Source organism: Symbioplanes lichenis (assembly GCF_030709675.1).
GTDB lineage: Bacteria > Actinomycetota > Actinomycetes > Mycobacteriales > Micromonosporaceae > Actinoplanes > Actinoplanes lichenis.
The window spans coordinates 334,772-360,546 of sequence record NZ_JAUZQD010000003.1 but is presented as its reverse complement, the minus strand read 5'-3'; the positions used below and the strand labels follow the sequence as shown (position 1 = coordinate 360,546).

Annotated in this window: 18 protein-coding genes; 8 read left to right on the top strand and 10 right to left on the bottom strand. The window is 71.6% G+C overall.

Going from position 1 to position 25,775, the window contains the following annotated elements; translation table 11 throughout:
* Positions 1-168: 168 nt before the first annotated feature.
* Both RAN62_RS08770 and RAN62_RS08765 read left to right on the top strand, forming a co-directional pair.
* Entirely contained in the window at positions 169-1,770 is a 1,602-nt protein-coding gene (locus RAN62_RS08770) for an amidohydrolase (RefSeq protein ID WP_305784009.1), read from the top strand.
* Positions 1,767-2,531: a sulfite exporter TauE/SafE family protein gene (locus RAN62_RS08765; protein WP_305784008.1), complete on the top strand. Its 765-nt coding sequence runs from the start codon at positions 1,767-1,769 to the stop codon at positions 2,529-2,531. Before RAN62_RS08770 ends, RAN62_RS08765 begins: the two co-directional genes overlap by 4 nt.
* 58 nt (positions 2,532-2,589) lie before the next feature.
* Here RAN62_RS08765 and RAN62_RS41085 read toward each other — a convergent pair whose 3' ends face one another.
* Entirely contained in the window at positions 2,590-2,958 is a 369-nt protein-coding gene (locus tag RAN62_RS41085; protein ID WP_369077152.1) for a helix-turn-helix transcriptional regulator, read from the bottom strand.
* Between the two features lie 51 nt (positions 2,959-3,009).
* Entirely contained in the window at positions 3,010-3,393 is a 384-nt protein-coding gene (locus tag RAN62_RS08755; RefSeq protein ID WP_305784007.1) for an RDD family protein, read from the bottom strand.
* Positions 3,394-3,868: 475 nt separating this feature from the next.
* Between RAN62_RS08755 and RAN62_RS08750 the strand changes: the two genes are divergently transcribed.
* The gene (locus tag RAN62_RS08750) at positions 3,869-4,570 is read left to right on the top strand and encodes a Crp/Fnr family transcriptional regulator (protein ID WP_305784006.1); all 702 of its coding nucleotides are present in this window, start codon (positions 3,869-3,871) and stop codon (positions 4,568-4,570) included.
* 145 nt (positions 4,571-4,715) lie between these two features.
* On the top strand, positions 4,716-6,113 hold the full coding sequence (locus tag RAN62_RS08745; RefSeq protein WP_305784005.1) for a helix-turn-helix transcriptional regulator: 1,398 nt from the start codon (positions 4,716-4,718) through the stop codon (positions 6,111-6,113).
* Positions 6,114-6,637: 524 nt separating this feature from the next.
* Here the strand turns inward: RAN62_RS08745 and RAN62_RS08740 are convergent.
* The 7 genes from RAN62_RS08740 to RAN62_RS08715 form a co-directional block, all read right to left on the bottom strand.
* Complete coding sequence (locus RAN62_RS08740; protein ID WP_305784004.1) at positions 6,638-7,189, bottom strand: isochorismatase family protein; 552 nt, start codon at positions 7,187-7,189, stop codon at positions 6,638-6,640.
* A gap of 573 nt (positions 7,190-7,762) precedes the next feature.
* Positions 7,763-8,509, bottom strand: a complete 747-nt coding sequence (locus tag RAN62_RS08735) for a 2,3-dihydro-2,3-dihydroxybenzoate dehydrogenase (RefSeq protein WP_305784003.1) — start codon at positions 8,507-8,509, stop codon at positions 7,763-7,765.
* Positions 8,506-10,290, bottom strand: a complete 1,785-nt coding sequence (locus RAN62_RS41080) for an FAD-dependent monooxygenase (RefSeq protein ID WP_369077158.1) — start codon at positions 10,288-10,290, stop codon at positions 8,506-8,508. Before RAN62_RS41080 ends, RAN62_RS08735 begins: the two co-directional genes overlap by 4 nt.
* Positions 10,291-10,314: 24 nt before the next feature.
* Entirely contained in the window at positions 10,315-11,727 is a 1,413-nt protein-coding gene (locus RAN62_RS08730) for a phenylacetate--CoA ligase family protein (protein ID WP_305784002.1), read from the bottom strand.
* A gap of 231 nt (positions 11,728-11,958) precedes the next feature.
* The gene (locus RAN62_RS08725) at positions 11,959-12,801 is read right to left on the bottom strand and encodes an amidohydrolase family protein (RefSeq protein ID WP_369077157.1); all 843 of its coding nucleotides are present in this window, start codon (positions 12,799-12,801) and stop codon (positions 11,959-11,961) included.
* Between the two features lie 308 nt (positions 12,802-13,109).
* Complete coding sequence (locus RAN62_RS08720; protein WP_305784001.1) at positions 13,110-14,366, bottom strand: 3-dehydroquinate synthase II; 1,257 nt, start codon at positions 14,364-14,366, stop codon at positions 13,110-13,112.
* An 86-nt stretch (positions 14,367-14,452) separates the two neighbouring features.
* Positions 14,453-15,436, bottom strand: coding sequence for a beta/alpha barrel domain-containing protein (locus tag RAN62_RS08715; RefSeq protein WP_305784000.1), 984 nt, complete (start codon positions 15,434-15,436; stop codon positions 14,453-14,455).
* 459 nt (positions 15,437-15,895) lie between these two features.
* On the opposite strand from RAN62_RS08715, the gene RAN62_RS08710 reads away from it, so the two are divergent.
* From RAN62_RS08710 to RAN62_RS08695, 4 genes are all read left to right on the top strand, one after another.
* Positions 15,896-18,373, top strand: coding sequence for an anthranilate synthase family protein (locus tag RAN62_RS08710; protein ID WP_305783999.1), 2,478 nt, complete (start codon positions 15,896-15,898; stop codon positions 18,371-18,373).
* A gap of 199 nt (positions 18,374-18,572) precedes the next feature.
* Positions 18,573-21,353 carry a helix-turn-helix transcriptional regulator gene (locus RAN62_RS08705; RefSeq protein WP_305784297.1) on the top strand — a complete coding sequence of 927 codons (2,781 nt, stop codon included), beginning with the start codon at positions 18,573-18,575 and terminating at the stop codon, positions 21,351-21,353.
* 276 nt (positions 21,354-21,629) lie between these two features.
* A complete protein-coding gene (locus tag RAN62_RS08700; protein WP_305783998.1) occupies positions 21,630-23,138 on the top strand; it encodes an FAD-dependent monooxygenase in 1,509 nt (502 codons plus the stop codon).
* Between the two features lie 76 nt (positions 23,139-23,214).
* Positions 23,215-23,805 carry a hypothetical protein gene (locus RAN62_RS08695; protein WP_305783997.1) on the top strand — a complete coding sequence of 197 codons (591 nt, stop codon included), beginning with the start codon at positions 23,215-23,217 and terminating at the stop codon, positions 23,803-23,805.
* Positions 23,806-24,478: 673 nt separating this feature from the next.
* Here RAN62_RS08695 and RAN62_RS08690 read toward each other — a convergent pair.
* Entirely contained in the window at positions 24,479-25,756 is a 1,278-nt protein-coding gene (locus RAN62_RS08690; RefSeq protein ID WP_305783996.1) for an HNH endonuclease signature motif containing protein, read from the bottom strand.
* Between the last annotated feature and the right edge of the window lie 19 nt (positions 25,757-25,775).

Here is a 25,775-nt window from a genome sequence, read left to right as displayed (position 1 = left end):
GGGGATCCTCCTCCGACGATCGGTTTCCTGCGACGCTGAGAACTCTCCTCGACGGCCGGCGTCCTCCGGCGACGCTGAGAGCATCTCCCGACGATCGGTTTCCTGCGGCGCCGCGGGGAGCCTCCTCCGACGATCGGTTTCCTGCGGCGGCGCTGGAAGCTCTTCCCGATGGTGAGCGGCCCTTTTCTGCTGGTGACCGGTCACGTGCGCACGCAGGACCCGGAGCGGCCGGTCGCGGAGGCGGTCGCCGTCGCCGGCTCCCGCATCGTCGCGGTCGGCGACCTTGCTTCCGTACGCCGCCGGCTGCCCGCCGGGACCCCCGTGCTCGACGCGCCCTTCGTCGCCCCGGGTTTCGTGGACAGTCACGTGCACGTGCTCTGGGCCGGACGCGCCGCCACCCGGCTCGCCCTGTCCTCTGCTGCCGGGGCCGCCGGCGCCATGTCCGCGACCGGCGGTGCTGCCGGCGCCTCGCTTTCGGCCAGCGGGATTGCCGGCGCCTCGCCTTCGGCCGGCGGGGTCGTGGGCGCCGTGGCCCGGTTCGCCGCTGCACATCCGGATCGGGAGTGGATCGAGGCTGATTTCCACGGCGACGGTCCCCTGCCTTCGGCCGCCGAGCTCGAGTCCGCGGCCCCGGGCGTCGGGGTGGTCATCGACATCAAGGGGCACGACGCCCTGGTCAACGAGACCGCGCTGCGGCGGGCGGGCATCGGGGCGGACACCCCGGACCCGCCCGGCGGCCGGATCGAGCGCTCCGGCGACGGGGTGGCGACGGGACTGCTCGTGGAGCATCCGGCCGTGGCTCTCGTCCGCGCGGTCATGCCCGATGCGACGGATGCGGACCGCGCGGAGTGGATCCGGGTCGCGCAGTCCGAGCTGGTGCGCCACGGCATCACCACCGCGGTGGATCCGGCGGTCGATGCGGGCGGGCTCCGGGCGTACTCGGATCTGGGAAAGACCGGTGAGCTGACGGCGCGGATCGTGGCCATGCCGCACGGGGTCGCGTCGCCCGCGGTGCACGAGACCTCCCGGCTGCGGCTCGGCCCGACGAAGATCTTTCTCGACGGGGGCGGGTCGCTGGGTACGGCGTTGCTCTCGACGCCGTGGCCCGGCACGGATGGATACCACGGCAACCAGACGGTGTCCCGGGACGAGCTCGTGGCGGCCGTGCGAGCGGCTCCGCGTGGCGTCGGCGTGCACGCGGTCGGCGACGCGGCGATCGACCTGGTGCTGGACGTGATCGCTGCTGTCCGGCCGGCGGCGCCGTGCCATCTGATCCACGCCTATCTCGGGCCGTCGGCGGCGGCGATGACGCGGGCCCGGGAGCTGGGCGTGGCGGTGTCGGCGCATCCGGCGTTGCAGTGGGACTTCGGGGCGGGTCTCATCGGGCGGCTCGGGCATCCCCGGGCAGCCGCGGCGAATCCCCTGCGGTCGTGGCTGGATGCCGGGGTGCTCGTCGGCGGCGGTTCGGACGCGCCCGGGCCGCCGATGTCGGTGCTGCACGGCATGTGGCAGGCCCGGACTCGTAGGGTGCACGACGTGGATCTTCCGCTGGGCCCGGAGCAGGCGATCACCGCCGCGGAGGCGTTCGACCTGTTCACGGCCGGGGCGGCGGCGGTGGCCGGGTTCGGTTCAACCGGCCGGATCCGGGTAGGCGACCCCGCGGACCTGGTCGCCCTGACCGTGGATCCACTGACGCCCGTGGCGGACGAGCTGCGGACGGGCCGCGTGCTGGCGACGATCGTGGACGGCGTAGTGAGGTATTCGGAGTGAGCATCTGGGAAGCACTGGCCCTGCTCGGGGCGGGCCTGGCGGCGGGCGGCATCAACGCGATCGCGGGCGGCGGATCGCTGATCTCGTTCCCGATCCTGGTCGGAATCGGACTGCCGGGCGTCGCGGCCAACGTGACGAACGCCCTGTCCGTGGCGCCGGGCTATTTCGCCAGCGCCCTGAGCAGCCGCCCGGAACTCGCCGGCCAGCGCCCCCGCATCCTGCGCATCATCCCGACGGTCGTCGCCGGCACCCTGGGCGGCAGCGCACTGCTCCTGCTCACGCCGCGCGAGGCCTTCGACTACGTGGTGCCGTTCCTGGTGCTGGGCGCGACGGCGATGATGGCCTTCCAGACCAAGCTGCGCGGTCTCACGGGACATCCCGAACGCCACACGCCTCGCAAGGCCGCGTTGCTGCTGCACCTGACGGTGTTCCTGTGCGGGCTGTACGGCGGGTACTTCAATGCCGCGCTGGGCGTACTCCTGATCGCGGGCTTGTCCCTGGTCCTCGACGAGAGCATCAAGCGCATCGGCGCGCTGAAGAACGTCCTGTCCGCCGTGGTCGGATCCACGACGGTGCTGATCTACAGCATCTTCGGCCCGGTCAACTGGGCGGCGGTCGCCGTCCTCGTCCCGGCCACCATCGCCGGCGGCGTCCTCGGCGCCCGCCTGGCCCGCCGCATGCCCGCCACCCTACTGCGCCGCCTGATCATCACTTTCGGCGCCGTGGTCGGCGTCCTCCTGCTTATCGAGGCCTTCAGCTGACACGGGGCACACCGGACCACCGCCGCCGCCCCCGCTCCCGTGTGGCGGCCCCAGCGGCTCACCACTCCCAGCGGTCCGGCCGGTCCCGCCGATCCTGTTGATTGCGGCGCCCCCTGCCGGTCCCGGTGATCTTGCCGGTCGCAGCGGTCGTGCCGGTCGCAGCGGTCGTGCCGGTCGTGCCGGTCTTGGTGATCTTGCCGTTGCCGGGCTGCCGGACGCCGCGGCGCCGGGTCCGAGGGCCGTCCTTGAGGTCCGGACGGCACGTGCGAATCCACTCCTCGACATCCTCCCGGCGCCAGAGGCGACCCATGGCCAGCACGTCGAAGGGAGCAGGAAAGGTAGTCAGCGAAATCAGCTGCTGGACGCGCTGCCGGCTCAGCCCGAGCCGTTTCGCGATCTCTTGCGCGCCCATGAGATGCCGTGTCACCCCTCGACGTTAGGCAGAGGTCAACTAGTCATTCAACAAGAGTAAGACACGTCACTGCCGAGCGGCCACGGCGGACCCGGCGACCTGGTCGTGCAAGGTCCGGGCGTCCTCGCGGAACAGCGTGACGACGTCGGCGACCGTCAGCAACTCGCAGGTCAGCGCCGCGCCCGCCCCGAAGAGCAGCCCCCGCACGAGGAACTCACGAACAAACATCTGCCCCATCCCGTACGGCCGCCCGGTAGCCGCGTCGACCACGGTCAGCCCGAGCATCGACTTCGCCGGCGACTGTCCCTGCTGCCAGGTGACCAGCGACCAGATCATCCAGCCGATCCCGAGCGTCAGCACGACGAGCAGGAAGTCCAGCAGCGCCGCCACGATGCGGTCACCGGCGGCGGCCCGCACGAAGGGCAACGACGCGCCCGTGGGATACGGCACGGGAGCTCCCGTATACATCGGCATCACCTGTCCACCCGCCGGCGGATACGGCCCGGGCCGGTGCACGGGAAGACCGGGGCCACGCACGTCCGCTGGATGCTCCCCGGGCCCGGACGAGCGGCCGGGATCCGAGTCGTACGGTTGGGGATACTGGCTCATCGCACACACTCCGGCGTTCGTCTCGCCGCCGGGCGGACCGGGCGGCTGTCATCTCACCGCCGGCGGCACCGAACGGCAGGCTCCAGCTTGACCACGCCGCACCCCGCCGCACGAGGGCTGAGCAGCGCCTCGATCCGTTCGCAGCCCACTTCGGCATGATCGACATCGGACACCCGGCGATCGGGCCCGCCATTCCGGCTCGTCCCCGTGGCACGTCCCGTCCGTTGCCGTGGATCTCCGAGCATGATTACCTGGCGGAGCCACCTCACCATCCCACGCACCGCCCCGGACCCGAGTCACCGCTGGGAGCTGCTCGATGCCGGACGATCCCGCCCGCGCCGCCGGCCCGTGGGCCGCCGCGACCTTCCTCGGCGGACTTTCCGCCGGCACGGTGTCCGAGCTGCTCACCATGGGAGTACGCCGCCAGTACGCCTCGGGCGCCACCATGTTGCGTGAAGGTGCGACCGCGGCGCACGTGGTGCTGCTGCTCACCGGGTTCGCCAAGGTGACCACGGCCGTCGAGGGGCTCGCCACGCTGCTCGGCATCCGGCTGCCCGGCGAAGTGGTCGGCGAGATCGGCGTACTCACCGGGGAGCCGCGCAATGCCACGGTCACCGCGTGCGGGCGGGTCGGTGCGGTGCTCGTACCCCGGGGCGATTTCGAAGCCTTTCTGCGCCGCCGCCCGGAAGCCGCGACCTCGGTGACCGCCGCCGTCGTACGCCAGCTGCGCTGGGCCAACCGGCGGCGCAGCGAGTTCGCGGCGTTCCCCGCCCATCTGCGCCTGGCCCGCGTCCTGACCGAGATCGCCGAGGTCTGCGGCCAGGAGCGCCCCGACGGCAGCGTCGAGATCACCGTGCCGCTGAGTCAGCCGGAGCTGGCCACCATGATCGCCATCGCCCAGGCGACCATGCACAAGGCCGTCGGCGAGCTGCGCGAACGCAACCTGGTCGCGACGGGATACCGCCGGGTGGTGATCCTCGACCCCGCGGCCCTGCGCGCGCTGGGCGAAGGGCGATAAGACCCTTCCCATGTACGGACACATGGTCGACAACCCGACTACGGCGCCCGATTCCCTACTTCTGGCCGGTCTCGCCCGCCGTCGCGCCCCACCATCGGTCGTGTTGATCGGCCCACCGGCGGGCCGGGACGACCGAGGAGGAGCGATGGCCACGCGCCTGAACACCCCACTGCAACGGCTCACCGGACGCGACCGCGAGCTGCGCCTCGTCCGGGCGACAATCGATCATGTACGAGCCGGGCAGCTCACGGTGCTCCTCCTGACCGGCCCGAGCGGCAGCGGACGTTCCCGGATGCTGCTCGAGACGGCGGACGCGTCCCGCCACCGTGGATACGACGTCGTCACCGAGCCCGCCGAAACGCCCCGAACCGCATCCACTCTCGTCGTCTGCAGCGACCACCCGCACCGCATCACCCCGGCGGACTGGGACGAGCTCGACCGGCTCGCGGAGTCCGTACCGGTGCTGGTGGCCCTCACCGCCCGCCCCGGCCACAACCCCCTCCCGCCGGACCGCCTCACCTCCCCGCGCGTGCAACGGGTCGACCTGTCCCCCTTGAGCCCCGCCGCGGCCGGCGCCCTCGCAGCCGACCTCCTCAGCGCCTCCCCCGACGCCCTCAGCGCCTCCCCCGGCCGCGACTTCGCCGTCCCCGGCCGCGCTCTGGCCGATCTGCTCCGAGTCGCCGCCGGCCGCCCCCGAGTGATCCACGATCTGATCCGCGGCCTGCAGGAAGAGGGCCTGCTCTCCTCCTCGGGCACGCTGACCGCCACGCGCCTCCCCGCCCGTACCCTCGCTTGGATCCGCGACCAACTCGCCGCCCTCTCCCCGCAGGCCCGTCACCTGGCCCACGCCGCGACAACGCTGAAAGCGGCGTTCCCCCTGGTGCAACTCACCCGCCCCCTGGCCGTCCACCCACTCCAAGTCGTACCGGCCATAGCCGAACTCCTCGACTCAGGCCTCCTGACCAGCGACGGAGAACTACTCACCTTCACCCACGACCTCGTCCGCCGAGCCGTAGCCGCCGACCTCCCCCGCCCCATAGCCGCCGCCCTCCGCGAAGAGCCCGACCCCTTCCATCCCGCCGCAGCCCAACTCCCCCCACCAGCCTCACTCCCCGCAACAGCCGCCCTCCCCCCGGCCGCCCAGCTCCCCGCCGCGCCGGCACCGCCTCCCACGGCAACCCAGCCCCCCACTGCGCCGGCACTGCCTCCCACGGTGACCCAGCCGCCCACCCTGCCCTCTACGGCAACCCCGTCCCCCACCGCATCGGCACTGCCTCCCGCAGCAGCCCAGCCGCCCACCGCGTCAGCACTGTCTCCCGCGCCGGCCACCCCGCGCGAAGAGGCAGCAGGCTGGGCATCCCTGAGCCCCCGAGAACGCCAGATCGCCATCCTGGCCGGTCAAGCCCTCACAAACCAGCAGATCGCCACCCGGGTAGGCCGCTCACCGCACACGGTCAACTTCCACCTACGCCAGATCTTCCACAAGCTAGGCATCGTGTCCCGAGTAGAACTCGCCGCCCTGATCCACCACACCCACCCGTGAAGCCCCTCCACCGCAAGCCGCCCGTCCCGCTGTCCACGCATCTTTCCGCCCCGAGCGACTACCGCCTACCTCTTGTCACTTACCGCCTGCCACCTATCGCTCACCACGCATCGCGTGGCGCTTACCACGTATCGCGTGGCGCTCACCACGTGTCGCCTGTGGCCTGTCGCCCGAACCGCACACCAAAGCCGTCGCGCATCAAGCCCCACCCAACGCATCCGCCCACCCGCGCGCCCCTGCCGCGCACCAAAGCTGTCGATGCGGGCCGCGCGAACCCGACAAGCTCACGCGCCCAACGCCGTAGGCGTCATAAGCCTTCATCGTCCGAAATTGTCACGCGCTCCCACCGGCGTAGGTCGTCACAGGCCCGCACGAAAGCGGCTTTCAGACGCCCCGCATCGGTGTGCAGGTCCCAAGCGGCGGCTCGCCCGCCGTGCGCTGGTTGTCGCACGCCCACGGGCGCAAGTCATTACGCGTCTCATTACGCGTCCCCCGCGCGCAGACTGTCACACGCCTTCACGCGGTCAGCTTGTTCCCGCGCCTGACAAAGCCGCGCTCAACGCCGCCGTAGAAGCCGTAACAGCGCAACTACTCGCCGCCCACCGCAACGCCCGCAGGTGGTCCGCCCGGCTGAAGTCCGCCAGCGCATCGGCAGCCAGAAACGGCTCCACATCTCGAACAAACGCATCCGCCGCCGTCGCCACACACCCGATGTGCGCGAACACCCCGCACACCACAAGCTGGTCGCGGCCACCCATCCGCTCCGCCAGATCAGTACGCGCAAACGCGCTGTACCGAAAGCGCGTAACCACGCACTCCCCCGCCGCCGGAGCCACCGCGTCGAGCACAGCCCGATCCTCGACTGCCCCACTCATTCCGGGCCCCCAGAAGTCGTGCAGCAGCCCCCGCTCCTCCCGGCTCATGTCCCCCGGCTGCGCGGTATAGATCACCGGCACCCCCGCCCCGCGCGCCGCGCGCAACAACCGCTGCACGTTCGCCACCAACTCAACAGTCGGCGACCGCCCCTCCGGCAAGAAACGAACAAAATACCGCTGCATGTCATGCACGAGCAGCACAGCCCGCCGAGCCTCAAGCCGCCACCCCACCACCGCCTCCGGAATCGCCCTCCCACCCGGCATCGCATACTCCCCAATCACAGGTACGCCCACAGCAGTCCCCTCCAACGAGCCAACGCGCCTACGTGCCAACGAGCCAACGAGCCAACGTGCTGATGTCTCGACATGCTGACGTGCCGACGAGCTGATTTCCCGACGTGGCGACGAGCCGACGTGGCGACGTGGCGACGTGGCGACGTGGCGACCCAACACGGTGGCACGTGGCGACGCGCCCAAGCCCCTTGCCCGTCATCCTGCAGGCGAGACATCTCCGCAGCCGAAAACGTGTCCAACCGCACCGCGTCACAGTGAGCGAAAGTCCGCAACCCGCATCGCCCGCACCTCGAACGAAACGTCGACAACCCGCACCGCCCCGCGCCCCGCGTCCCGAGCCCCGAGCCCCGAGCCCCGAGCCCCGAGCCCCGAGCCCCGAGCGAAACGTCTACAACCCGCACCGCGTCACGACCCCGAGCGAAACGTTCGCGACGCGCACTGCACCGCACCTTGAGCAGAACGTCCGCAACCCATACCGCGTCACACCCCGAGCGATGCGCCACCGTCAACCGTCAAGGTGTGCATAGTGATGTGCCGAGCCCGCTCCGACGCGAGAAAAGCGACCGCCGCAGCAACGTCGTCCGGATCAGCGATACGCCCCAACGGAATGCCCAACTTGAACAACTCCGGACTCCCCGCCACAACGCCGGCCGCCCCGGCCACCGGATCAGCCCACATGCCCCGTTGCATAGCCGTATCGGTGGATCCGGGCGAAACCACATTGCACCGGATCCCGTACGGCGCCAGCTCCACCCCCAGACACCGAGTGAAATGGGCGGCAGCAGCCTTGGCCGCCGCATAGGCCGCCATGTGCGCCCGCGGCACCGAAGCGGCATTGGACGCGACCGTCACGACAGCACCCCGCCTGCGCGCCATCATCCGCCGCGCCACTTCCCGGCTGACCCGAAACACCCCACCCGCATCCACGTCGAAGACTTCGGCCCACTCCGCGTCGCTGGTGTCCACCACCGATCCGGTACGCAACACGCCCGCCACATTGACCAGAACATCCACCGGCCCGAGCTCGTCCTCCACCCGCGCAACGACATCCCGAACAGCCCGACTGTCTCGAACGTCCAACCCAAACATGCGCACTCTGCTCGTTCGACCACCCGCCGCCCCCACACCGATCACATCCGTGGCAGCAACAACATGCCCGTCAGCAACCAGCGCCCGAACCACCGCCGCCCCGATCCCCCGCCCCGCTCCAGTCACCAGCGCCGTCATCGCGACACCACCCCGTCCTCCGGGGCGTACAGCCAGTCAAGTCCCCCGCTCCCGCGCTCTGCCTCTCCAGGCCCCACTGGCTCAAGCCCCGCCGCTCCGGCCCCCGTCGACCCGAGTCCAGCCGCCCCAGGCCCCGCGGCCCCAGAGCCCGTCGACCCAAGCCCGGCTGCTCCAAACTCCGTCGCCCCAGGCCCCGCAGACCCAAGCCCGGCCGCCCCAAGCCCCGCCGCCCCAGGCCCCGCAGACCCAGGCCCCGCCGGCCCGACCCCGGCCGCTCCAAGCCGCGCCGATCCAAGCCCCACCGTTCCCGTCGCAAACCGAGCGTCCCGTTCGCGTTGCGCGAGCCCATCAGGCAGATGATGCTCAACCGCCCCGGCCGCAGCCACGGCAGCAACCCGAGCCGCCCGCGGCATGCGCACTCGCTCATACCGCACAAGCGCATCCTGAATCCCAGCCGCCGTGACACCGTGACAACGCCACAAACCCTGTGCCTGCCCATCCTGGCGACCACGTCGCTCCCAGGCCTCGGCTTCCGTCGCCCGCCGCACCACCACCGAACGCTCCGAATCCCGGACCGGGCCCCCCTCCAAACCCAGGCGCTCCTCCCGTTCGAGCCCTCCCCGCTGACAAAGGCTCACGCCGCGACCGCCTCCGAAAGCCCGCCCATACTCGTCCTGCAGGCAAGCCACCCGCGCACCAACAACCCGCCCCATCTCCTCGCGCAAGCAGGCGCCCGTCGCACCGGAAACCCGCCCCGGCTCCTCCCGCAAGCACCCGCCCGGCGCACCAGAAACCGGCCTTTGCCCCTCCAGCAAGCAACCCCCCAGCGCACCAGATGCCCGCCCCTTCTCCTCATACAGACAGGCCGCCAACGCAGCCGCGTCCTCGATGCCCTGCGCCGCCCCCTGGGCCAGAAAAGGCAGCATCGGCTGCGCAGCGTCCCCGACCAGAACAACCGGTCCCGCACACCGCGCCGCTGGCGGCGTCCGCATCGCCAGCCCATGCAGCTCCCAAGGCCCCGCCACGGCGATCAGCGCCCGCAGCGCCGGATCCCACCCGCCGAACTCCGCGAGCACTTCCCCGGCAACAACCTCCCGGCTCGCCCTGGGCGGCACCGGTGCCGGCACGACGGCCACCACATTGAGCGAACGCTCACCATCGACGGGATACACCACGCAATGCCGCCCGGGCCCGAGCCACACCCGCACCCGCGCCGGCCCGGCTGCATACCCGCCCCACCCGAGTCGCCCGACCGGCACAACGCAGCGGTACGCAGCCCAGCCGCTGTGCCGAACCGGAGCACCCGGCTCAGCCCGTACCGTGGATCGCAAGCCGTCCGCACCGACGATTAGCTCGCCACTCCACGTCGAACCATCGCTCAAACGCGCAACCGCATTGCTCGATCCGTCATCCACGCCAGTGCAGGCAACCCCGAAGCGCACCGTACGCAGCCCCTGCACACGCTGCACCTCCGCCAGCAACGCACGGCAAAGAGTCGCCCGGCGCACAGTCAGATAAGGCGTCTTGTAGCCATCCAGCGGCATCCGGCCCAACACCCGTCCGTCCTCCCAGCGCAGCAAGTCACGAGTGACGGGCTGAACAATTTCCGCCGCCGGCAGCGTGACGCCGAGCCGTTCGAGCACAGCCGTGGCGTTCGGGGAAAGCTGGATCCCACCACCAGAAATGGGCAGCTCATTTGCACGTTCGATCACGTCGCACCCGAACCCGGCGCGACCAAGAGCAAGAGCAGTGGTGAGCCCGGCAATCCCGGCGCCCGCCACAAGAATGCGAGTCACAACGTCTCCTCAGTAGTAGCGCAGCGCCTTGTCCCAGTCCTCGCCCGGCCCGAACAGACCGCGCGGCTTCATCACATCGGGCGCGGAAGTGAGCAACTCGATCGGCACGAGCCCACCGGGCGGCAACGGATCCACCACGGCCTCAACACCGAGCCCATCCCGCAGCGACGCATCCAACTCCCGCACCGCCGCCGCCCGGAACCGATCCGCCACCTCGATCTGCACCCGAATCCGAAATCCACCGCCCGAGCCACGCCCATACCCCCGCCGCCCGCCCTTGCCCGCCACCTCCGACCGCGAGTCCCGGCCAACCCCTGCATCTCGAGCAGCCCCCGACTCCAGGCCGCTCCCTTGGTCCCCACCAGCCCCCGGAGAGCGACCAGCACTCAGGCCAACCCCGCCAGCGCGCGCACTACGACCAGCGATGAGCGAATCGCTCAGTCCCCACACGCCCGCAACGCCATCGGCAGCCGATCCGGCTCGCGCACCACCAGTCACCTGCTCGCCACGGGCCGAGCCCCCAGCCACTTCCCACCGCGCACGCCAGAACATGACGCCGTACTCCCGTGGCAACCGGAAGACCTGCTCCTCCAGGTCGATCTGAACCGGCACCGGGCCGCTCTCGTCCGCGGATCCCGTTACGCCGTCACCGCCGGCACTACCCACCCCGCCCCGCCCGAGAATCCGCACCACCGGCAGCGCCCAGCCGCACGGACACCCGTCCCCGTCGCTGATATCCACCTCGTCGGCGATCGCATACCGCAGCAACGGCATCGCCTCCCGGTAGAGCGGCGTCACGACGAGCTGCCCCCGCCCCGCCGCACTGATCCGGCCGGTGCGCGGATCGTGCACTTCGAAAATCGCGCGATCCGCCCACAGGTGCAGCCGCCCATACGGACACTCGCCGGCGAGGCTGCCCGTCTCCGTGGCGCCGTACTCCTCGACCACCGTGGTGTTCCAGATCTCTGCAATGCGCGTTCTGCGCGCCGGACTGAGCGTTTCGCCCCCCACGAACAAAGCGCGCAGCGCCGGGAAGTCCCGATCCGGCCGATACCCGGCACGCTCCGCCGCGGCCGCCCAGACCAGAACGTCGGTCGGCAACGACCAGGTGAGCGAAACGCCAAGGTCGTGCACCAAACGAACAACCTTCGCGTACGGCGTCGCCAGCGACCGATTGTCCGCCGGCACCACCGTCGCGCCCGCCGCCCGCGCGGCCGCATGCGCGAGATGCCCCGTGATCATGAGCGCATACGGCGTCCGCACCAGAAACGTGTCGTCCGCCCCGATCCCCACATGCTTCCGCCCGAACCGCTCGGTCAGATCGAGCCAGTCCTCATCCGTGTAGTACGAAGCGGTCGGCGTCCCGCTGCTCCCACTGGACTCGTGATAGGTCGCCACTTCCCGCCGATCAACGGCCAACATCCCCCACGGGTACGCCTTCCGCAGATCACTCTTGGTCGTAAGCGGATACGCCTCGAGCTCCGCCCGACTCCCCGGCACGCCCCCGGCCCGCGCCCGATAGAACGGGGACCGCCCCGCCGCCGCCAACACTCGTCCCAACGCACGATCCTGAAGAGCAGCCAACTCCCCGGCATCCCGCCAGTCCCCCAGCCGAGGCCGCCCCGAAACCACCGTCCCCACGCCCTTCCTCCCTTACTCCTTGCCTGCCAGGAATCCCGTGCCTGCTCGGCGATCGCGCTGGATCCAGCCGAAGTCGACTCGGGCGTCGCTGTTAGCCCCAGGGATCCGCTCTTCCGAAGGAGCGCGACGCGCTTCCCTCGATGCCTCCGAAGTCGTCTTCATCTGAGGCGCAGGGCCGGGATCCTCACCGAGCACCCGGCAGGCGTTGGCCCACAACACCCGGTGCCGATCGGCCGGAGACAGATGAAGCGCCGCCACCTTGGCCAGCTCGACCGAGTGCGCCTGAAGCGGATACTCGGTGCCGAACAACACGCGCCCAGCGCCGAGCCGATCGACGGCGGCACGGGCGGTCACGGTGAGGCAACCGGAAATTTCGGCCAGTACGTTCGGCTCGGCGGCCAGGTCGTCGAGCCCGGCGACATCGAGACCGGTGTGCCCGCAATGCCCCCAGACGAAGGTGACATGCGGGAAGTCGCGAGCCAGCGCCGCCAGGTCAGCGGACCGGGCGCCGGCCCGGGCCAGCGTGACCGTGTAAACGGAATGACCGGCATCCCCCGCAGCGGCAACCAGTTCGGCCACCCCGGCATCGTCATAGCGGAAGCCATGTACGGCCGGAGAGATCTCGAGCCCTCGAAAACGCCCGCCATCCCTGCTGTACGCATCGACATCGCGCAGTGGATCGGCAAAGTAGACCGGCACGAGCCGCCCCGGTGCGCGCTTGCACGTTGCGAACGTTGCGGCATTGTCCGCTCGCGCATCCGCCCGTCCGCCGTCGTTGATCTGCCGAGACAGCTGCTGGAGCGGCACCACCCCGCCGGCCGAAACCGCCGCACGCGTAATGCCATGACTGTCCATCACGGACAGGAGCGCACGCGCAGATCGCACGTTCCCCGCACACCGGGCATGAAAGTCGAACACCCCACCCCCGGCGGCCGACACCGAAACCCGCTCATCGGCTCCCGGGCCGGTCCACCGACCACGAGGATCGATCAGCACTCCACCCGTCACTGTCACCGAAGACGCCTCGTCAGCCCCGCGACTGGCAACGGCCGGATCAGAAGCGCGAGACCCAATATCGGCACCACCGGCACCACCGGCACCAGCGGCACCAGCGGAGACGCAAGGCTCAGCGGGGCGGGTGGCGACTGGCGAGATCATGGGAGTCATTGCTCGTAGCACAATTCGTCGATGGGATAACCGACGTGACGTTCGCGGCCGGGGAGGTGACCCAGGATCTGGTCGCCCGGCTTGAGGTCGGTGGAATTGCGAACAGCAGCGCCGGGGCCGAGGACTCGGACGTGCCAGTCGTCCTGAACGATGAGGGTGGCTCGGCTGCCGTCAGGGGCGGTGGCGTGGATGGCCAGCAGCGGGCGAGTCTCGATCTTGACCCGGCCGACCGTGACACGGCGGGTGCGCCCGTCGGCGGAGACGGCGAGGACGGTGCTTCCTGCCGTCAATTCGCTCAGGTAGCGGGTGTGCTCATGGTCCGCCAACGTGTACGACATGACGGCGCCGGCATTCACGCGGAACGGACGGGTCGGCATGTACGGCAGCGGGTGCGTCTCGCTCACACAGAGCATCAGGGCTCGGGAGCGCGATCCGACCAGGATGCCCTCGTCCGGACGGAGCCACGTGCACGTGTCGATGCAGGCGCGCTCGCCCGTACCGGCATGGTCGACGGCGTCGACGGTGAGGGTGACCAGCTCGATGTCGGGCGAGTGGTCCCGCACGACGGCGGCCAGGCGAGTCGCGTCGCCGGGTTCGCGCGGGGCCAGCAGGACGCCATCGGGTCCGTGTTCGAGAACGCTCAAATGAACACGCGCGTCTTGCACGTCGCGCACAGCCGTGATGATCGTGCCCGGCGCCCCGTCGGCGGCGGCGAGAACGATCTCCATCGGGATGTTCGTCGGGTCGCGGAAAGTCAGCAGCGTGCACTCGTCGTGGCGAACGGCACGGCAGGCCGCCTCGAGCGTGGCGGGGTCGATGACGTCGTGGCGCGTGCCGAAGCGGGTGCCGGGATGGCTCTTCGCCTCGTGCATCCGGTCGGGCGCGAGCAGAACGAGATCGACGGCGCCGAGGTCGGCGGGAACCGGCCCGGCCGGCGCGAGCACGCGGGTGACGGTCGGCGGCAGACCTTCGAGATCGGCCGGATCATCCGCGAGTACGGCATCGAAGCGCTGATGGATCGCCTCCGTGCGCGCCGCGTCGAGCCAGTGTCCGGTGCCACGCAGATCCAGCCAGCACTGTTTCCCTTCAGGCGACGAACCACCGGCTGCGGAGGAACCCACCGAAAGTGCCGGGCCCGGTGCTGCGGCCGGGTTCGAGGTCGAGGTCACCGTCGAGGTTGAGCCTGAGATCGGATCCGAGGTCGAGGTCACCGTCGAGGTCGCGCCTGAGGCCGGATCCGAGGTCGAGGTCACCGTCGACGTCGGAGTGGAGGTTGACGGTGACGGGTTCGGAGAGGCGTTGTCGGGAGACGGAGACTGGTGGTGGGCAGGTGAGAGAGTCATCCGACGAGCACCTCCGGGGCGCGGGAAGAGGACGAGACGAGTTCTGCGAGCCGGCGGGCCATGGCGCCGGGGTCGGGGGCGGTGAAGACGAGCCGGCCGGCCGCGATGCCGCCGGCGCCCGCGCGCATGGCTACCGCGAGGCGGTCCAGGCTGTCGCCGTCCACCGCACCGCCGGCGGCCAGGACGGGCACCGGGCAACTGCGTATGACCTGCGCCGCGGCGGCCGGTGACGACGGCAGAGCGGTTTTGACGAGATCGGCGCCGAGTTCGGTGGCGACGGCGAGGGCGTGAGCGAGCTGGTCAGGATCCGGAGCGAACCGGGCGACGTCCCGAGCAAACCGGCCGCCATCCAGAGCGAGCCGGCTGACGTCCGAAGCGAACCGGCCCACGTCCGGGGCGTGCCGACCCACGTCCGGGGCGAGCCGACCCACGTCCGGGGCGAGCCGGCTGCCATCCGTGGCGAGTCGGCTGGCATCCGGAGTGAGCCGGCTAGCATCCGGAGTGAGCCGGCCGGCGTTGGGAGCGATCCGATCGGGACCCCAGGCGGGCGGGCGGACGTACATCATGGCCAGCAGGGGCATTCCCCAGCGGGCGCAGTCGGCGGCGACCTCGGCCAGATGGGCGATCTGCTTGTCCTCGGTGGCCGAGCCGATGTTGACGTGCACGCTGACCGCGGTGGCGCCCAGGCTGAGCGCTTCGGCGACCGTGGCGACCGGGTACTTCGCGTCCGGATCCGGGGCGAGCGCGGTGCTCGCGTTCAGGTGCAGCACCAGCGACATGCGGCGGAAGCGAGCGGGATCCACGCGACGCAGGGCGCCCTTGTGGAGGATCACCGCGTCGGTGCCCGCGGCTTCCAGCTGGGCGAGCAGGCCGTCGAGGTGCAAGCGGGCGACCGGGCCGCCACCGACGCCGTGATCGGGATGAGTGAGCGGGCCGACACTGCCGCCATGCTCGGGGCCGGCGAGCGATCCAGCTCCCATGCGGTCGTCGGAAGCGGTGAGCGATCCGGCGTTGACGCCGCGGTCGAGGCCAGCGACGGGCCCCCCTCCTGCGGCACGGTCGAAGTGAGCGAACGACCCACCGGCGACACGCTCCGAGTGAGCGAACGACCCACCGGCGACACGCTCCGAGTGAGCGAACGGACCACCGGCGGCACGGTCGACGTGAGCGAGCGGCCCGCTGCCGGCGTGTCCGAGCTGAGCGAGCGGCCCGCTGCCGATGGCGTGGTCGAGTGGCACCACGAGCAGGCCTGGACCGTCGCGGCGGGACAGCCGGCGGAGTCGCAGGCGCCGGGCGAACGGGATGGTGTCCTCCATGTCAGAGCCTTCCGCGAAAGCAGGAGTGGAAGTCGCTTCCGACGCTAGGGACGGGCGCGGACGACCGGTACTACTCGTTTCGGTAGGTACCGGGCACCGCGCCGCACACGCGACCCTGCTGTCATGACGAACGCGTTTGCCCTGCTGCGGAGGGCACCCGACCGGGTCGAGCTGCTGACGTGCGAGCCCGCCGACGCGCCCGGCGACCGGGAGCCGACGAACGCCACGGATGGGCGCGAGCCCACCGGCGCCGTCAGCAAGCGAGGGCCCGAGGTCGTCCCCGGCAAGCGCGAGTCCGCGGACAGCTCGGACGAGTGCGAGCCCACCGACGCAGCGGGCAACCGCGAGCCCACCGACGCAGCGGGCAACCGCGAGCCCACCGACGCATCCAGCGAGCGGGGACACACAGACACCATCGCCCCCGGCGAACGGGAGACGCTGACGCTGCTGCCCTATCGGAACCTGGCCGGCGACACGGGGGCGCCGGCGACGGTGCTGACGGTGACCGGGCGGACGGAGATGACGGTCGCGGAGGCGGTGCGGCGGCTGCCCGTGGCGGTGCCCCGGCTGGAGGTGCAGGGGTTCGATCGGAGCGACGCCGAGTACGAGGCCCTGGTTCAAGATGTGATCAGCGGGAACATCGCGCGCGGCGACGGATCCAATTTCGTGCTTCGGCGGACGCTCCGGGCGCGGTACGACGACTGGTCGGCCGATGCGGCGCGCGCATTGTTCCGGCGGTTCCTGCTGGCCGAGCGGGGCGCGTACTGGACGTTCGTGGTGCACGTCGGCGGCCGTACCGTCGCGGGCATGTCACCCGAGTGTCACGTGCGGTTGCGGGGTGGCCGGGCGGTGATGAATCCGATCAGCGGCACCTGGCGTTTCCCGCCGGGCGGGGCGGATCCCGGCGGGCTCGAGCGGTTTCTGGCCGACGGCAAGGAGACCGGCGAGCTGCTCATGGTGCTCGACGAGGAGCTCAAGATGATGGCCCGGGTGTGCGACCGCGGCCTGCCCCGGGTCGACGGGCCGCGGCTGCGGGTGATGTCCCGCCTCGCGCACACCGAATACCTGATCTCCGGCCCGACCAGCCGCACGCCGGCCGAGGTCCTACGTCTCACCACGCCCGCCCCGACGGTGACAGGCAGCCCGGTGGCGCGCGCCTGCGAAGTGATCGCCACGCACGAAGGGTCGGCGCGCGGGATCTATGGCGGCGTGCTGGCCCTGAGCAGCCCCGGCGACCTCGATTCGGTGCTCCTGATCCGCACGGCCGAGATCACCGCGGACGGTCAGGTGACGGCCGGCGTGGGGGCGACGCTGGTCCGCGGCTCCGATCCACGCGCCGAGGCCCGTGAGACCCACGCCAAGGCCGCCGCTCTGCTGGCCGGCCTGCGCGGCGACCAGGCCGACACCACACCAACCCCCCAAACCTTGATCACATCCGCCGTACGCCACCAGCTGCGCGAACGCAACGCGGGCCTCTCCCGCTTCTGGCTCCCCACCGCCGACGACGCGCCGACGTCAGGTCCACGACACACGACTCCGAAGCTACGCACCGGCGTCTCAAATCCACGACATGCGACCCAAGAGCCACACGCCGGCGCCCCCAACCGCCACCACGCAACCCAAGAACCACACGCCGGCGCCCCGGATCCACGCGACGCGGCCCAAGAACCACACGCCGGCGCCCCGGATCCACTCCACGCAACCCAAGAACCACACGCCGGCGCCCCGGATCCACGCCACACCCGCCAAGGTCCACACACCGAGTCGCCGCCCGCAACGATGCTCGAGAACACGCGACTCCTGATCATCGACGCCGGCGACGACTTCACACAGATGCTCGCCCGCATGGCCGAAAGCCTCGGCGCCCACGTCCACGTCCGAAGCTGGCGTGACACCGTGCCCTCGAGTATCGGCATCGACTGCCGGCAACCCGAGACGCGGCGGAGCAGCGGATACGTTGAGAACTGGCGTGACACCGCGCCCCCGGGCGTCCACATCGACGCGCAGAGCCGGCGTGACACCGTGCCCCCGGACTCCGCCGCCGCGAGCTGCTCCTCCGCCTCGTGCACCCCGGCCACGTCCACCAGCGCCGACGTCGTGCTGCTCGGCCCCGGCCCCGGCGACCCGCTCGACCGCCACGATCCCCGGGTCGACCGGCTGCACAGACTCGCCCGATCACTGCTCGCCGCCCGTACCCCGCTCGTAGCGGTCTGTCTTGGTCATCAGGTTCTCGCTGCGCAACTCGGCTTGCTCATCACCCGTAAGAGTGAACCTGCACAGGGCGTCCGCGCCGATGTCACGCTCGGCGGCCGGCGGTACTCGGTCGGGTTCTACAACTCGTTCGCCGCCGTCAGCGCGGGCGACATTCTGGACAGTCCGCTGGTCACGAGTCCAGTGCGGGTGGTGCGGGATCCCGCATCGGGCACCGTGCACGCGCTCGCCGGCCCTGGGATCCGATCCGCGCAGTTCCACGTGGAGTCGGTGCTCACCGAGCATGGCCCCGACCTGCTCAGAGGCATGCTGGCCGGCGCCTTGACGGACAGGAATTCCGTCCACCCGGCGGTCCGATCCGGCGAGGATGCACGTCTGACCGTGCGGTGATAGAAAAATCATCCGGCCCGTAACCGGCTCCGGACAGAGCCGGGGAACCGTCCGAACGGGTCTTCAGTGGATCATCGAAAACGGACAGAATCGCCCGGGTACCCCGAGAACCGGCACACCGGAGAAGCCGCACCGCCGACAAGCCGGAAAACGCCAACCACCGCACGACCGCAGAAACGTCGGACACTGGGAGCCGGTCCTGAGCGAGCACACATTCGGCCGTGACGGAGAGCTTTCCGCCCTTCGTGCCGCCCTGGCCGACACGGCGGCGGGCGCCGGCGGCTGCCTGGTGCTGCGGGGCCTGGCCGGCGTCGGCAAGTCGCACCTGCTCCGGGCCACCGTGGCACTGGCCGCGGAACTCGACGTGGCGGTCGCCCACCGTGAGGCGTTCAAGCTCGACCTCGCCGCGCCCCTGGTCACGCTGGCGGGAGCGCTCCGGACGTGCACTCAGGAGGCGCCCGAGTTCGGCTGGCTGTTCGAGAGTGCCCGGGGCGAGGAGCCGTTCCGGACCATCGACCGCCTGCGCACCGCGCTCGAGGACTTCGCCGCACGCCAGCCGCTGCTGATCGTGATCGACGACGCGCAGTGGATGGACGAGCTGAGCGCTCTGGCCGTACGCGAGCTGGTCCCTGCCCTTGCCTCGGCGCCCGTGCGCTGGCTGCTCGCGGGACGCCCGGACGGTGACGCCACGCCGGGGATGCAGACGCTCGACTGGCTCGCCGGGCACCACGCCACCAGCATCAACGTGCCGATCTTGGCTGAGGCGGCGGTGGCCGAGCTCAGCGCCGACGTGCTCGGCGCCGACGTGGACAACACCGTGCTCGCGCTGGCCGGCAGCTGCGGCGGCATCCCGCTGCGCGTCACCCAGCTGATGCGGGCGCTGCGGGCGAGCCATCAGGTGCTCATGCAGGCCGGGCGGGCCACGGTGACCGGCGACGAGCTGCCGTCGAGCTTCATGGACACCGTCGAGAACGTCCTGACCAGTCTGTCCGAGGACGCCCAGTGGCTGGTCCGCGCCACGTCGGTGCTCGACCGCCCGTTCGGCATGGCGGCCGCGGCCCGGCTCACCGGCCGCCCGAGCACGGCTCTCTACCCCCTGTTGCGCCAAGCTCTCGGCGACTTTCTCACTGACGGTGACGGGCTGACCTTCACCCATGATCTGGTACGCCAGGCCGTGCGCAACAACCTTCCCCATGCCGTACGTGAACAGCTGCATCGCACCGCCGCCGAGATCGCCCGCGACGAGGGGCGCCCGGCGCTCGAAGTGGCCGAGCACCTGCTGCGCAGCGGCCGGGACGGCACCGGCGAGGCCGTGACGATGCTCAGCACCGCCGCCCGGGAGGTCGCCGTGGCCGCCCCGGCGACGGCGGCGGATCTTATGGTCCACGCCCTGGACACGCTCGGCGCCCATGATCCGAAGCGGACGCCGCTGGTCGCCGAGGCCGTCGGGCTGCTCGCCTCCGCCGCCCGCCTCGACAAGGCCCGCGAGCTGGGCGAACAGGCCCTCGCCGCCGGCCTGGACGCCGAGACGGAAGCCAAGCTGCTGCTCGGCCTGGCCGAGGCGTTCAAGCACGCCGGACACAATGAGACCGCGGTCGCGTACGCCGAACGCGCTCTTGGTCTTGAAGCGATCACCACGGGAACCCGCGCTCGGCTGCACGCCATCCGGGCCCACGCCCGGGTCTACACCGACGATCTCGCCGGGGCCGACGCCGACGGACGGGCCTCCGACGAGCTGGGACGCGAGGGCGGCGAGTTCGGGGCGGCGGTGTTCGGCCTGACCGCCCGCAGCCTGGCCGCCCAGGCCGAAGGGCGCATGGACGACGCGTACGCCCACGCGGCGACCGCCACCCGCCTGGCCGACCAGGCTCGCGGCCATGCCCGCCACCGCCACCCCCGGATCTGGCTGGCCAGCGCCCAGACGAGCCTCGACGACTTCACCGGCGCCGAGCAGACCCTGCTGCGGGGCAGCACCGAGGCCGACGCGCTCGGCACGGCCTGGGACAAGCCGCTGTGGCACTACTACCGCACCGCGCTGCTGACCGCCCGGGGTAACCTCGACGAGGCCGCCGCCGAAGCGGACGCCGGCGTGGAGACCGCCGAGCGCCTCACCGCATACCAGCTGGCCGTCCCGTTGCTCGGTGCCCTGTCCCGGATCTCGGTGCTGCGCGGCGATCTCGTGGCCGCCAACGCCCAGCTCACCCGGATGCGCGCCTTCATCGCGTCGGGCATCACGGCCGCCCCCGAGGACGTGGTGTGGTCCGAGGCCGTCTACCTGCACGCCACCGCCGACGAAGAGGCCGCGTACGGGCTGCTGACCGGCCTGTACGAAGCGCTTCCGCACCGCCTCGCCCTGCTCGTGCAGGATCCCGGCGCCGCGGCGACATTGGCCGGGGTGGCGCTCGCCGCCGGGGATCCCGATCAGGCCGCCACGGTATCCGAAGCGGCGGCGGAGTTGTCCCGTCGCAACCCCGGCTCGCGCTCGGCGGCCGGTGCGGCGGCTCACGCGGCCGGCTTGGTGCAGGGCGACACCGTACGGCTGCGGCGCGCCGTCGAGGAGTTCCGGCACGCCGGCCGTCCCCTGGCCGTGGCCGCGGCCCTGGCCGACGCGGCCGCCGCCGGGCAGGACACCGAGGATCGCGCGGTCCTGGAGAGCTGGTACGACGAGTCGCTGAGCATCGTCACCGACTGCGGCGCCGACGGGGCCCGCCGGCAGCTCGAGGAACGTCTCGGCGCCTGGCGCATGACGCCGCCGGACGGCAAGGCTGTCCCGCCACGTCTGCTGCCCGAGCTGTCGCCGGCCGAGGAACGCGTCGCCCTGCTCGTGGCCGGCGGTCTCACCAACAGCCAGGTGGCCACGCAGCTTTTCCTGTCGCGGCACACTGTGGACAGCCACCTGCGCAAGATCTTCGTCAAGCTGACGATCAAACGCCGCGTCGAGCTGGCCGCCCTGGTCGCCGCCCGGCGCCATCCACCGTAGAACCCCGCGCGGCGTCGCCCTGACCCCGGGAGCCTGCCGACGACCGTCGCTGCCGAGCCCGTGTGGCATCGCCCTGTCTTCAAGCGCCGACAGTCTTCACCGCGCGAGACCGCGTAGCGTCGACCTGTCTTCCGGCGTCGCCAGCGGGCTCAGCCGGACAATTCCGGCACCACCGAGCGGCATCCGGCGCAGAACCCCGTGGATACGTGATAGCCGCGCGACAGGATCCGCCCCAGCATGGCCCTTGTCAGGCCGTCCGGGGGAAGGAATCCAATCATGGCCACGCTGCGCACTCCCGTTCTCATCGTCGGGGCCGGCGTCGCGGGCTCGGTGCTCGCGCTGGAACTGGCCCATCACGGCGTCCGCAGTACGGTCGTGGAGCGCTCGGCGAAGCCCCCGCATCAACCGGGCCTGACGCTGGTCAGCGGGCGCAGCATGGAGTTGTTGCGCCGCCTCGGGCTCACCGGCTGGATCCGCGGGCGCGGGCTCGACCCCGACTCCCCCGCCGACGTGATCTGGACACGGCGCCTCGACCAGCCGCCCGTGCACGTCTCGCAGGTGCCGTCGGCCAACGAGCTGCTCCGCGCGTACGCCGGGAGCACCGACGGCACGCCGCCCGTCGAGCCGTACTCGCTGCTGCCGGCCGAGCTGCTGATCGCCGGGCTGCGCGACTCGATCCGCGGCAACGAGCTGGTCGACCTGCGGGAGGGCTGGACGTTCGCCGACCTGCGGCCCGAGCCCACCGGTACGGTCGCCACGCTGCTCGAGGCGGGCACGGGCACCCGGCACGTGGTGCAGGCGCGCTTCCTCGCGGGGTGCGACGGCGCGCAGAGCACCGTACGCCGGTGTCTGGGCGTGCCGATGGAGCATCTGACGCCGCCCGTGCACCACTGCACCGTGTGGTTCCGCAGCGCGGACGTGGCCCGTACGACGGCTCATCCCTGCACCGTGATCGCGAGCGGGGTGACCCTGACGTGGCACCACGACCGGAAGTTGTGGATCGGTCACCTGCCGCTGTCCGCCGAGGAGGCCGCTCTGCCCGACCCGGCGGCGCTGCTGGCCCGCCTGGGCATCCGCGCCGGCACAGCCGAGGTGCTCGGGGTCGCCCAGTCGGAGGAGGCGCTGCGCGTGGCGGCCGCGTACCGGCAGGGCACGGTGTATCTGGCGGGTGAGTCGGCGCACCGGTTCCACCCCGTCGGGGACACCGTGGACACGTGCGTGGGCGACGCCGTGGACCTGGGCTGGAAACTGGCCGCCACCGTACGTGGCTGGGGCGGCCCGGCACTGCTGGCCAGCTACGAGGACGAGCGCCGCCGCCGCGCGCTGATCGACCGGGAACTGGCGGCCCGCGCCCTGGAGACCCGGCACCGCTTCGGCCGGCTGGCCGCGGCGGGCGCGTCGGCCGAGGTGCTGGCCGGGGTGCTGAGCCAGGAGGCGCCGCAGGTGGACGTCGCGGGCACGGCCGAGGCGGGCGCCCGGCTGCCCGCCGTCCGGCTGACCGACGGGGCCAATCTCTTCGACCGGCTCGGCCCGCAGCTCACGCTGGTGGATTTGACCGAGGAGCGTACGGGCGAGCCGATGGTCGCCGCCGCCGACAAGCGCGGCATCCCGATGACCCACCTGAGTCTCGCGGACGCGACAGTGCGCGCGAGCCGCCTCAGCCGCCTGCTGCTCGTCCGCCCGGACCAGCAGGTGGCCTGGGACGGCGACCACGCGCCGGCCGACTGGGACCGGGTCCTGGACGCCGTCACCGGTCGTGTCCGCCAGGACCACGTGAACGCGTGATGCGCCCGGCACCCCGGGCCCGTCACTCTCGAAACGCCTCCAGCCGACGTGAAAGGGACACACCGCGATGTCGTCGATGATCACAATGGACCTGCAGCACACCGTCATCGGTGACTGGCACGCCCGGCTGTCCGCCAACCGGTCGCCGCGCCGCAACCACTGGCACACCAAGATCGTCTACTTCCAAGCCGTCACCGAACTCCTCGCCGCCCGCCCCGGCACCCCCCTCACCTGGAAAAGCGTCGTCGCCGCCGCCCGCCCCCACGGCTGCCGCAGCACCTTCTACGAAGTCGCCGGCGCCCACGCCCGCCACCGCATGGTCGACGACCTCATCGCCGCCGGCACCCCCGACGCCATCCAACTCGCCCTCCGCTACCTCCGCACCGACCCCGTCGAACAACTCATCGACGAAACCAAAGTCTGGTCCTACTGGCCCTACCGCACCCGCCTCCTCGACCGCCTCGCCAGCACCGACCTCACCCCTACCGAACAAGAACACGAACTCGTCGAAAGCCTCCACACCTGGTCCCGCCGCCACGAAGCCCTCGCCGCTGCCGTCAACCACAGCCCACCCGCCTGCGCCGTCGAAGACCTCACCGTCCTCCACCAAGGCCGCCTCGCCGCCATGCGCGCCGCCGGCAAACTCTCCGAAGTACTCCGCGCCTGACCACCACCCGCCCGCCAGCACTCCGCCGACTGGCGACCGGCAGCTGGCAGCTGCAGCTGGCAGCTCACGGCTGACGTGTCTGCGGCTGATAGCTGTGGCCAGCAGTTGCGGATTCCTGACGCCGACGGCTGCGGCTGCGGGCTCGCGGCGTTGACGGCTGCGGCCGCGCTACGGGGCTCACGGCACTCACGGTTGCGGCCGGCGCTGCGAACTCGCGTCGCTCACGGCTGTATCTGTGACTGCGGGCTCGCGGCGCTCGGCGGGTGCTGCGGCTGTGGCTGCGGGCTGCGGGCTGCGGGCTGTCAGTGGCGGTCCGGCGAACCGGAGAGTGACGGGCAGGCGGATCGGCGAAGGCGAGTGCCGGACGACGGAGAGCTGATGACACGGCCGGAGTGACCGCGTACGACGGTGAGCAGGCGACCGGAGTCACTGCGGGGCGGTCTGACGGACGGCACGGGCGGCTGCCTGAAGACCACAGGGGCAGCCGGACGGCCCGAGCGTCTGTCGGCGCGCGGTGGCTCATCGGCGCGGGATTCACCGGCATGGGATACACCCGACGCGGGGCTTACCAGCGCACGGGCCTACCGGCGTGGGGCTCACCAGCGCACGGGCCCACCAGCGCCGGCTTAACAGCGCACGGGTCGACCGGGGCACGGATCTACCGGCGCGGGGTCTACCGGCGTGGGTGGTAGAGGTTGCGGCGGGGGTGTTGGTCGGGGTCGAGGGTTGGCGGTGGGATGAAGGTGGGCAGGCGGTCGGGGTCCAGGTGGATGCGCCAGGTGGGGTTGTCGTTGTGGATCAGGCGGTGGTGGGGGCGGCAGAGGAGGACGAGGTTGTCCAGGGCTGTGGGGCCGCCCTCGGTCCAGGGGGTGATGTGGTGGGCTTCGGTCCAGCGTGGGGGGCGTTCGCAGTCGGGGAAGGCGCAGCCGTGGTCGCGCACGGCCAAGGCCCGGCGCAGGGGGCCGGTGGCGAGGCGGCGGCTGCGGCCGGCGTCGAGGATCTGGCCGGCGCCGCCGAGGACGAAGGGGAGGATGCGGGCGTCGCAGGCCAGGCGGCGGGCGGCACCGGCGGACAGTCGCTCGCCCGTGTCGGTGACCGCGCTGCCCAGGGTGCGGGTCAGGGGGTCGTAGGCGACGGTGACGGCCAGGTGGGCGGGCTCGCCTCCGTCGGCGGGGAGCTCGGTGGTGCGCAGGGCGAGGCGGCACACCTCGGTCAGGGCGTCGGCTCGGCGTTGCGGCGGGGTGCGGTCGTCGCCGGCAACCGGGCGGCACAGGGGGTGCAGGGCGGACTGGACCACGGCGGCGTCCTCGGCCTCAAGGAGGCCGGACACGCGCACCAGACCGTTGTGCGGCCGGGACAGGGTGAGGCCGCGGCCGGCGTGGGCGCGGGCCTCCTGACGAGCGAGGGCGGCCTCGTCGGCGCGCTCGGCGATCTGCGGGGCGACGTGGGCGAGGATGCGCTCACCGATCCGGCGCAGCTGGTGGGCGGTCAGGCGGGCGGCCATGTCGATCTGGGTGCGTTCGGCCTGCTCGACGAGGCCGGCTGCCTCCGCCAGGCCGACCTCGTCGTGGTCGGCCAGCTCGGCGGGGATCGACTTGCAGGTGGCCGCGATGACGGTCGCCTGGCGCAGATCGGCTCGCCCGTCGAGCACCGCCTCCTGGAGGGCCGGGCTTTTCATGGCGGCGGCGAACTCGGTCAGCTCGCGGGCCGGTTGAGCGTCGAGAACCAGCGTCGACCGTAGCCAGCCGGCCGTGCTGCGGTGACCTTGCGCCTGCGGGACACCTCGCGAGGCGGCCTGCTGCACCACGCGGGCCTGGAGGACGGCTGCGGCCTGCTCGAGGTGGCGCGCCGCGCGCAGGACCTCGATGAGATCGTCGTCGGCGAGCGGCCACAAGGGGGACGCGGCGAGCTTCGCCGCGTCCTGCCCGAGTTGCTGCACGTCTGCCAACATGCGGCCCATTATCGAACAC